Below are 9,163 nucleotides of genomic sequence, written 5' to 3' on the forward strand. Positions count from 1 at the left end.
CCACCGACACCCGCCGCGCCAGATACCCGACGAGCCCAGCCGAGATCAGGAAGACCGAAGCCACGCCGCCGATGATGGCCGCGCCGATCTCGACCAGGGTTCCTTGCAGAAGGAAGGCAGGGTTCAGGACGAAGGCGAAGGGGATGATATAGGCCACCACCGCGAGCTTCAGGGCCTCGAGCGCCGTTTTCATCGGAGCGGAGCGCGCAATCGACGAGGCCACGAAGACCGACAGGCAGACCGGCGGCGTCAGGAAGGACAGCGTGCCGAAGTAGAAGATGAACATATGCGCGCCCATCTTGTTGATGCCGAGCTGTTCGAAGGCCGGGCCGATCAGGATCACGAGGATGATATAGGTCGCCGTCACCGGCACCCCCATCCCGAGGATGATGCAGCCGATGGCCGAGAAGATCAGGAGCAGCCAGATGCTGCCGCCCGAGGCCGCGATGAGGTTCTGCGACAGGCTCGACCCAAGGCCGGTCAGGCCGAGGCAGCCCACGACGATCCCGGCAATGGCGCACATGATCGCGATGAACACCGTGGCTTCGCCCGCTTCCACGAAGGTGCGGACATAGGCGCGCGCCGGGCGGCGCATGCTGGGCAGGACCAGCGACATCAGGATCGTGGCGAAGCTGGCCGCGAAGGCCGAGGCCGCCGGGTTCCAGTTCCAGCCAAAGAGCGTCCAGAGCAGGATCGCGAAGGGCACCGCCACCGGGATCATCCGGCGGCCCGCATCGCGCAGGTCCGGAAGCTCGGTCGCGTCGGCGCCTTCCATGCTGGCTTTCACCGCTTCGAGGTGAACCTGAAGGTAGACGCAGAAGTAGAACAGGAGCGCCGGAACCGCCGCCGCGATGGCCACGGTGGCATAGGGAACGGCCAGAAACTCGGCCATGAGAAAGCCGGTGGCGGCCATGACCGGGGGCAGGACGAGGCCGCCGGTGGAGGCGACTGCCTCGACCGCGCCGGCCCGTTCGGGCGAATATCCGACCTTGCGCATCATCGGGATGGTGAGCATCCCGGTGGTGGCCACGTTGGCCGAGGCGCTGCCCGAGAGCGAGCCAAAGAGCGCGCTGGACATGATCGCGACCTTGGCGGGTCCGCCCTTGCGGCGGCCCATCAGGGCGAAGGCGAAGTCAGAGATCGCATCGCCGCCACCGACCAGGAACAGTACCTGTCCGAAGACCACGAAACTGGTGACGATGGTGGCCGCGACATAGACCGGCGTGCCGAAGATCGCCCCGGTTCCGAGATAGTTATAGGTGACGAGCCGGTCCCAGCGGATCACGCGGGTTTCGAACATGCCCGACAGGTAGTGACCGAAATAGGCGTATCCGAGCGCCAGAAGGCCGACGCTAACCATGGTCCAGCCGACATGGCGGCGTGCCACTTCGAGAAGCAGGACGATACCGATCACGCTGACGATCACCTTGTCGGTGGTGATGAGGCCAAGGCTGCGGACGATTTCGTCGTAATTCAGAAAGATGTAACCCCCGACGATCAGCGCCAGAACGGCCCCGATTATGTCATACCAGGGCGGCGTTTCGCGGACCTGGGACTTGGAGAAGGGTTTGACCAGGAACGAGATCGCGACGCAGATCGCGATGAACAGCGTCAGGTATTGTTCCTTGTATATGATGATGCCGAAGCGCGGCAGCAGCTGAAGCGAATAGATCAGCGCCGCGATGGGCAGGATGATAGCAAGGACCTCGTAGACGTAGCGATACGGGCGTTTCAGAACCCTGTTGTTTTCTTGCACGGGTGTCTGGCCTCCGGTTGGCGTGTGGACTCTTACAGGGAGGATCGCCCCGGCCGCCTTCACCGGGCCGGAGCGATCCGTTACTGTGTCGCCCCGGGACGTGGCCCGGCGCATCATGGGTTATTTCGCCGAAATCTCAGCCTGACGGGCTTCGAGCTCGTCGGTCCACACGCCCTTGGACTTGAAGAATTCAATGGCGGCCGGGTGGAACGGGACCACGACGGCGGTGTCGGCAAACCGATCCGGCGTCCAGGTCGCGAGCGACGGGTGAATGGCCTTCAGCTCTTCGGAATGCTCCCACAGGGTCTCGAGGATCGCGGAGACCTTTTCGTCGGCCAGATCGCTGCGGCCGTAGAGCGTGGTCGCATAGCTGAGCGCGTGGATGTCGCTGTCGACACCGACGATGCCCGCGGGCACTTCGATCGGAACGAAGGCGCTGCCGATTTCCTTCGAACGGGCCATCGCTTCGGGCGAGGGGTCGATCGACAGGATGCGCGCGCCTTCGGCGGCGTTGAGCTGCTGAAGGATACCGCTGCCGATGGAGCCGACGGCGGCGTCGGCGCGGCCCTCGATCACGGCGGTCACGCCTTCGGGATAGCTGGAGACGCTGACCACTTCGATGTCGTCATCGGTCAGGCCGGCATTGGCGAGCGCGGCTTCGGCGGTGATCGAGGACCCCGCGAAGGCGCCGTAGTTCGACGCGACGCGCTTGCCTTTCAGATCGGCCATGCTCTGGATGTCCGAGCTGCCGCGCACCACGAGCGACAGGCGGATCGGCGAGCCGAGCATGATCGTGGAGATCGGATACCCTTCGCCGCCATTGGCCCCTTCATAGGGTCCGACGGCGCGGAAGGCGAAGTTGGCTTCGATCGGGCTCGACAGGCCAAGATCGGCCTCGCTGGAGACGAACATCGGGAAGAAGACCGTCGGGGATTGCGGCAGCACGTCAACGCGGTCGCCGGTATGTTGGCCAATGACCGAGGCGATAGCCTGGGACTGCGCGTAGAACAGGCTTCCTTCCGGGTTGCCGCCCATCACGAGGATATCGGCCTCGGCGGATTTGGGCGCGGCGCCCACAAGCATGGCAACGCCGAGCGCTGCGGCGGTCAGTTTCTGGAATATCATTGGGGCAACATCCTCCCTACCCACTGCGGTTCTTGTCCCGCTCTTTGGAGCGGGTCTGGCTATTGAGCCCGGTATTCGAACAAACGTCGAATACCGCATCAACTTAGAGGCAGCCCGAGTTGGAGTCAATTCGGGCTGACGGTCCCGGTTGCAATCTTCAAACGAATGAGAGGCTGCCCCAGCGGCAGGTCAGAGCATCGCGCCCGCGATCAGCAGGGCGGTCATGACGATCACGTAATAGGTCAGGATGAATGGCCCGTTCCATCGCAGGCCCACGTCGCGGGGGGACTTGCCGATCATCCCCGTGGCGATGGCAAGAGTGGACGCGAAGGGGGACAGCAGCATCGAGCCGGACCAGCCGCACATCAAGGCCAGCATCAGCATCAGTTCCGGCATGTCGATCCCGGACGAGATGATAGCGCCGGAGCACAGCAGCGCGCCGATCATGGGGGAGAGGCCAAGCTGGCTTACCAGTGTCATCAGCAGGATGATGATGCAGGCGATGACGCCCGGCCCGATCGAGACATGTTCGATCAGCATGCGAAGCTTTTCGGCGGGCAGCATTTCCACCACGGTCAGTCCGAGGAAGGCGCTGGCGCCGATCAGGCAGATTTCACTGGTTGAATCGGGCAGTGCGCGGAACCCGTCGCGGGCAAGGGATTTGAGATTGCCCGAGAAGGGGCGGCCTTCGGTCAGCAGGACCCAGATCACCGCCATGGCGGGAATGACGATCAGGATCGCGGCCCGCATCGGAATGCCGACCACCGCCTCGGCCAGTGCCGACAGCCCGGTGATCGCTAGGAGCAACCCGAGCAGCGCGGCCATGGCGAGGCCCGCGCCCTTGTGGGGCGACGGGGTGAAGGTGCGGCGCGGACGGCGCTCCAGCCGGTCGAACACCCAGCCGAGGGCGAAGAAGACCACCATCAGGCCAAGGCCGTAGGGCAGGTAGGACACATATCCCAATGTCGGCATCAGCGGGATGAGCATGTTGATGGCCAGCCCGACCGGCGACCACAGGATGGTGGCGGCAAAGCCGCGCAGGACCGCATTGGTGATTCGCCGCCCCTGCACTTCGGCGATGTCGGGGCTGGGCGCGGCGCGGTCACGTTCGGCCAGCGCGATCCCGAGCAGAAGCTGCAGGCCGCCGAGATTGAGCAGGATGCCGAAGATATGACTGCCGCTGGCCAGCAGGGCGAACCGCCGCGACGGGGGCTGGTCCACCACGAAATGGGCGGCGGTACTGACGATGTTCGAGCGCATCGCGGCCACCCGCAGGATCGCCATGACGGCCAGCAGGGCAGGAAGGTAGAGCGCGCGGCTTGCTGCAAGGGCAAGGCTGCCCGGATCGCCCCCGGTCAGGACCAGCAGCGCCCCCGACAGCGCGGCGAGCAGGAGCAGGACCTTGGCGTTGGTGCGCACATGACGCCAACGCATCAGGATGTGGCACACGATCAGCGTGATCGCGATTCCGGCGAACAGGTGATTGTTGCTGAATAGGTCCGCGAGGGTGAAAATCGTGCCGCCCAGCAATGCGGCCGATGCGATCGTGGACAGTCGGCCGGGGCTGGCTGTATCTGGCATGATATGCTCTTACCTCATACCGGTGAACCGACCGCTACGCACCGCCCGGTTTGATCGACGGTGCGGCGGCTCTATCCTTTCCGGTATTGTCTAGACAGACAACCCGCCATCAATCGCGATTTCGGCCCCCGAGATGTAGCGGCTGAAATCCGACAGTAAAAACAGCAACGTATGGACCACATCTTCGGGCAATCCCGCGCGACCAAGCGGGACCTGAGCGGTGCGGGTCTTCAGGTCCTCGTCGCTCCAGGCGTCCAGCATCGGGGTGAGAATGATGCCCGGATGGACCGAGTTGACGCGGATCCCGCGCGGGCCCAGTTCGCGCGCGGCGGTCTTGGTCATGCCGCGCACGGCCCACTTCGTTCCGACATAGGCAATGCCCTTGCTGGCGTGCAGCCCGGCAAGCGACGAGATGTTCACGATCGACCCGCCTTCGGGGCCCATCGCCGCTTCGGCGAACTTCACGCCCAGATAGGTGCCGAACTGGTTGACCTTGTATTGCAGGTCGAAATCCTCGGGCGTGGTGTCGGGGATGGTTTCTGGCCGGTAGAGCCCGGCATTGTTCACCAGACCGTGCAGGGGCCGGTCGCCGCATTGCGCCTGCAACGCCGCCCAGTCCGCTTCCGAGGTCACGTCGAGGCGGGCGAATTGCGCGCCGATCTCATCCGCGAGGGCGCGGCCCTCGTCTTCAAGGATGTCGGCGACGATCACCTGCGCGCCCCGCGCCGCGAGATGCCGGGCCTGAAGCGCACCCTGTCCGCGCGCGCCGCCGGTGACGACCACGAGGCGGCCGCCGAAAGACACGCCCAGGATGTCTGCCTGGCCGGGGGTCATAGCCAGCTTCCCCCGAGCCGGGTCACGTCGTCGATGGGGTGGCCCCCGGCATCGAGTTCGCGCGCGGTGACGAGCGCCGCGTCGAGCATGGCGGCACGGGCGGCGATGACGCGGTCATATTCGGGATGGGTCAGCAGGTAGGGGAGGTTGCGGCTCACCGCCTCGATGATCCGGCGGGCCACCTCTTCGGGCTGCATGGAATTGGCCATGATCTCGGCCACGCGTCGGCGGTTCTCGGACGTGCTGTCCTGACCGGAGCTTGCGATGGCCGTGTTGACGTAGCCGGGGCAGACGGCGGTGACGCCGATGCCCAGCGGGGCCAGATCGCTGCGCGCGGTCTCGCTCAGCGAAACGGTGGCAGTCTTGGATGCGGCATAGGCCGCATAGCCGGGGGTCGAGAACAGGCCGCAGACCGAGCAGATATTGACGATATGCGCCGAGCGGCCCGTCCGGCGCAGCTGGTTCACGAAAACCTGCGTGCCGTGGAACATGCCCACCAGATTGGTGTCGAGGACGCGCTGGAAGGTCTCCAGCTCGACCTCATGGATGGGTTGGGGCGAGGCGCATATGCCCGCGACATTGAACAGCAGATCGGCCCCGCCGAAGGTTTCGCCGACCCGGTCGGCGGCGGCGGCCCAGTCCGAACGGGACCGTATGTCGAGCGCGAGGGCGAGGTCCGGGCCAGCGGGGGCCGACAGGTCGGCGCCCGCCACCTTCACGCCTTGGGCCTGAAGGGCGGCGACCAGCGCCTGACCGATGCCGGACGCCGCGCCGGTGACAAGCGCAACCGCGCCATCGAAGGGAAAAGAGCTTTGGGTCATGGTGCGAACAACACTTCTGGCAGGAACAGGGCGATTGCCGGGAAGATCACCAGAAGCAGGCACAGCAGGATTGGCCCGGCAACATAGGGCATGACCGCCTGATATATTCGGATCAGCGGAATGTCCGATGCCTGTGCCTGTATGACGAATATGTTCATGCCGAGCGGAGGCGTGATCATCCCCGCCTCGACGACGATCACGAGGAACACGCCGAACCAGATTGGACCGCCCCGGGCTTGCCGGAGGCTAATTATGGTTAGTTACGCGGCCATTTCTTCAGTTTCCAGAGCTGCGTAGAAGTTGGCCTCAGCCTCGGCTGGCGGGATGTTTCCGATGGGCTCGAGAAGTCGGCGGTTGTTGAACCAGTCCACCCATTCCAGCGTGGCATATTCGACGGCCTCGAAGCTGCGCCAGGGGCCGCGGCGATGGATGACTTCAGCCTTGTAGAGGCCGTTGATGGTTTCGGCCAACGCATTGTCGTAGCTGTCGCCAACGCTCCCCACGGAAGGTTCGATACCGGCTTCGCCCAGCCTCTCGGTGTAGCGAATGGACAGGTATTGCGATCCGCGGTCGCTATGATGAACCAACCCCATGGCCTTTGTCGGCCTTCGGTCATGGACTGCCTGCTCCAGTGCATCCAAGACGAAACCTGTCTGCGCTGACGTGCTGGCGCGCCAGCCGACGATCTTGCGCGCGTAGGCGTCGATGACAAAGGCGACATAGACGAAGCCCTTCCAGGTGGCGACGTAGGTGAAGTCGCTCACCCAGAGCATGTTGGGTGCCGGAACGCGGAACTCACGGTTTACCTTGTCCAACGGACACGGGGTCTTCTTGTCCGGGATCGTCGTCCGATGTGGCTTGCCGCGGATAATGCCTTGAATACCCATGTCATTCATAAGCCTTGCCACAGTGCAACGAGCGACATCGAACCCTTCCCGGACAAGCTGGCGCCATACCTTGCGGACGCCGTAGACTTGATAGTTCTCCTCCCAGACGCGTTCGATCTCGGGCCGCAGGGTGGCATCACGACGGGCGCGGTCAGACTGCCGCGCCGGGTCAGCCCGCTTCGCCAAGTGAGAATAGTAGGTGGAGGGGGCAATCGGCGTTCGCCGCCGGGCTCGGACCGGTGGCGCCTTCGGCGGCTCACCGTGCAGATCGGCTCGACCCCATGCGCATCGCGATGCGCTTCAACGAAATCCACCATCACTTCGACCGGCGGTCGAGCTCCGCCATCGCAAAATAAGCCGACGCCTTGCGCAGGATCTCGTTGGCTTGGCGCAGCTCGCGGTTCTCCCGCTCCAGCGCCTTCATTCTCTCGGCCATCTCGCTGGGGACGCCTGAACGCTTGCCGTTGTCGACCTCGGCCTTCTTGACCCAGTCGTTCAGCGTGTTCGCCGAGCAGCCGATCTTCGCTGCGATCGATGTGATCGCCTGCCAGCGAGAGCCATGCTCGCCCTCGTTGCCGAGAACCATCCGCACCGCGCGCTCGCGGACTTCAGGGGAAAATTTGTTCGTGGTCTTGCTCATGATGCTCCATCCTTGTGTGTTCAAGGTCGGGCATACTGGGAACGCAGGTGGGACCCCGTTCCATCCCGGGGAGGTAGATCCCGCTGAGTAGCAAGGGGCCCATTTGCGCCGTCGCCATTTGAACCTGAACAGTTGCAAGGGGCGCCCGTAGTGCCGACCCCGAATATCAAGGACAGGACAGTGACTTTGCCCCAAACCTACATCGGCGTCGATGTTGCGAAAGACTGGATCGACGTGTGTGACCCCGCCTCTTCCCGGCAGGAGAGGATACCAACCGACCGCCGATCGCTGCGTAGTTTTGCAGCGACAGTTGGCTCATCGGCGCAACGTGGTGAAGATCGACAAGGCCCTGCCGCTGGATGTGCTTGCCCCGCTGGGATGCGGCATCCAGACCGGCGTTGGCGCGGGGCTCAACGCGATCCGGCCACAGGCGGGCGACAGTTTCGTTGTGTTCGGTGCGGGGTCGGTCGGGCTGTCCTCGCTCATGGGGGCGGCGATTGCGGGCTGTACGAACATCTGCGCCGTCGATCTGGCGGAGAACCGGCTGGCGCTGGCGCGCGAGCTGGGGGCGACCCATGCCTTTCGCGGCGACGATCCCGACCTTGTCGGGAAGCTGCGCGAGGCGAGCGGGGGCGGGTATCATTGCGGTCTCGACACGACCGGCATTCCCACCGTGGTGGACACGGCCAGTCAGGCCCTGCGCAAGCGCGGCATGCTGGCGCTTGTCGCCGCCCCGGCGCCCGGCACCCGGTACAGCGTGGAGGCGCGTTAAATGGTCGGGGCCGGTCTGTCCTGGCGCGGCGTGATCGAGGGTGACAGCAACCCGCCGGACTTCATCCCCGAGCTGATCGAGTATTACCGCAAGGGTCAGCTTCCGGTGGAGAAGATCATCGCGCATTACCCGTTCGAACGGATCAACAAGGCGATCCACGCCATGGAAGACGGCAGCGTGGTGAAGCCCGTGCTGCGGATGATGCAGGACTGACGCGGCCCGCGCGGCCCGCGCGGCCCGTATCGGATCGGAGAGACAGGATGTCAAACGGACAAGTTTTCTGGCCGCGAAAGACGGCATTGAACGGGATGACTTCATAGCCTACTGGACGGGCATTCATGCGCCCATTGCGGCGAAACTGCCGGGGCTGGTCCATTACTCGATCTCCATCCTGGACGGGGCGCAGGCGCTGCGCTCGCCCGGCGGGCGCGAGGTGATCGGCTTTGCCACGCTTGGGTTTGCATCGGACGCGGATGTCGGGCCGGCGGTCGGTTCGCCCGAGGGCGCGGCGGCGGCGCGGGATCTGGAAAACTTTGCCGAGGAAGTGCTGCGTTTCGAGGTGCAGGACACCGTATTGATCGACTGACGTGTTCGGACAGGTTTGGCGTGGCCGGGCCGGTGCGTTTGGCACGTCGCCGGCCCGCTTCCCATTCGCAATACGAATTATGATGCCATTATAGAATCACCCGGTGTGACGAGGGACCATCGGCGATCCGGCATGGCCTTTGGTCAGGCGATCTCACCCGT

General features: G+C 64.5%; 9 protein-coding genes, 1 pseudogene and 1 other annotated feature. Of the genes and pseudogenes, 3 read left to right on the top strand and 7 right to left on the bottom strand.

What is annotated here, in order from left to right; genetic code table 11:
• From A3728_RS01690 to A3728_RS01720, 7 genes and pseudogenes are all read right to left on the bottom strand, one after another.
• Positions 1–1,756, bottom strand: a 1,756-nt coding sequence (locus A3728_RS01690) for a TRAP transporter permease (protein WP_067919697.1), incomplete at its 3' end; no start/stop codon positions are given.
• Between the two features lie 120 nt (positions 1,757–1,876).
• Entirely contained in the window at positions 1,877–2,881 is a 1,005-nt protein-coding gene (locus A3728_RS01695) for a TAXI family TRAP transporter solute-binding subunit (protein WP_067919699.1), read from the bottom strand.
• Positions 2,882–3,070: 189 nt separating this feature from the next.
• Positions 3,071–4,462, bottom strand: a complete 1,392-nt coding sequence (locus tag A3728_RS01700; protein ID WP_067919700.1) for a hypothetical protein — start codon at positions 4,460–4,462, stop codon at positions 3,071–3,073.
• A gap of 90 nt (positions 4,463–4,552) precedes the next feature.
• On the bottom strand, positions 4,553–5,296 hold the full coding sequence (locus A3728_RS01705) for an SDR family NAD(P)-dependent oxidoreductase (RefSeq protein ID WP_067919701.1): 744 nt from the start codon (positions 5,294–5,296) through the stop codon (positions 4,553–4,555).
• A complete protein-coding gene (locus A3728_RS01710; RefSeq protein ID WP_067919702.1) occupies positions 5,293–6,117 on the bottom strand; it encodes an SDR family oxidoreductase in 825 nt (274 codons plus the stop codon). Before A3728_RS01710 ends, A3728_RS01705 begins: the two co-directional genes overlap by 4 nt.
• Positions 6,114–6,371 (bottom strand): TRAP transporter large permease subunit, encoded by a 258-nt coding sequence (locus tag A3728_RS01715; protein ID WP_309765880.1) that lies wholly within the window; start codon positions 6,369–6,371, stop codon positions 6,114–6,116. Before A3728_RS01715 ends, A3728_RS01710 begins: the two co-directional genes overlap by 4 nt.
• Before the next feature lie 6 nt (positions 6,372–6,377).
• A pseudogene (locus A3728_RS01720) lies at positions 6,378–7,644 on the bottom strand (IS3 family transposase).
• Positions 7,245–7,363, bottom strand: a sequence feature (AL1L pseudoknot). Its footprint overlaps the pseudogene before it by 119 nt.
• A 310-nt stretch (positions 7,645–7,954) precedes the next feature.
• Between A3728_RS01720 and A3728_RS01730 the strand changes: the two are divergent.
• The 3 genes from A3728_RS01730 to A3728_RS22135 all read left to right on the top strand — a co-directional run bounded on the left by A3728_RS01730 (position 7,955) and on the right by A3728_RS22135 (position 9,002).
• Positions 7,955–8,416, top strand: coding sequence for a zinc-binding dehydrogenase (locus tag A3728_RS01730; RefSeq protein ID WP_161487205.1), 462 nt, complete (start codon positions 7,955–7,957; stop codon positions 8,414–8,416).
• Complete coding sequence (locus A3728_RS01735; protein ID WP_067919706.1) at positions 8,417–8,629, top strand: hypothetical protein; 213 nt, start codon at positions 8,417–8,419, stop codon at positions 8,627–8,629.
• Between the two features lie 67 nt (positions 8,630–8,696).
• Entirely contained in the window at positions 8,697–9,002 is a 306-nt protein-coding gene (locus tag A3728_RS22135) for an EthD family reductase (protein WP_269084727.1), read from the top strand.
• Positions 9,003–9,163 lie beyond the last annotated feature (161 nt).

It is taken from the genome of Sulfitobacter sp. HI0040 (assembly GCF_001634885.1).
Taxonomy (GTDB): Bacteria; Pseudomonadota; Alphaproteobacteria; order Rhodobacterales; family Rhodobacteraceae; genus Sulfitobacter.

Excerpts from the sequence above, each read along its gene's own strand:
- A3728_RS01710 (WP_067919702.1), bottom strand. The coding sequence starts at position 6,117 with ATGACCCAAAGCTCTTTTCCCTTCGATGGCGCGGTTGCGCTTGTCACC.
- A3728_RS01735 (WP_067919706.1), top strand. The coding sequence starts at position 8,417 with ATGGTCGGGGCCGGTCTGTCCTGGCGCGGCGTGATCGAGGGTGACAGC.
- A3728_RS01695 (WP_067919699.1), bottom strand. The coding sequence starts at position 2,881 with ATGATATTCCAGAAACTGACCGCCGCAGCGCTCGGCGTTGCCATGCTT.
- A3728_RS01700 (WP_067919700.1), bottom strand. The coding sequence starts at position 4,462 with ATGCCAGATACAGCCAGCCCCGGCCGACTGTCCACGATCGCATCGGCC.
- A3728_RS01705 (WP_067919701.1), bottom strand. The coding sequence starts at position 5,296 with ATGACCCCCGGCCAGGCAGACATCCTGGGCGTGTCTTTCGGCGGCCGC.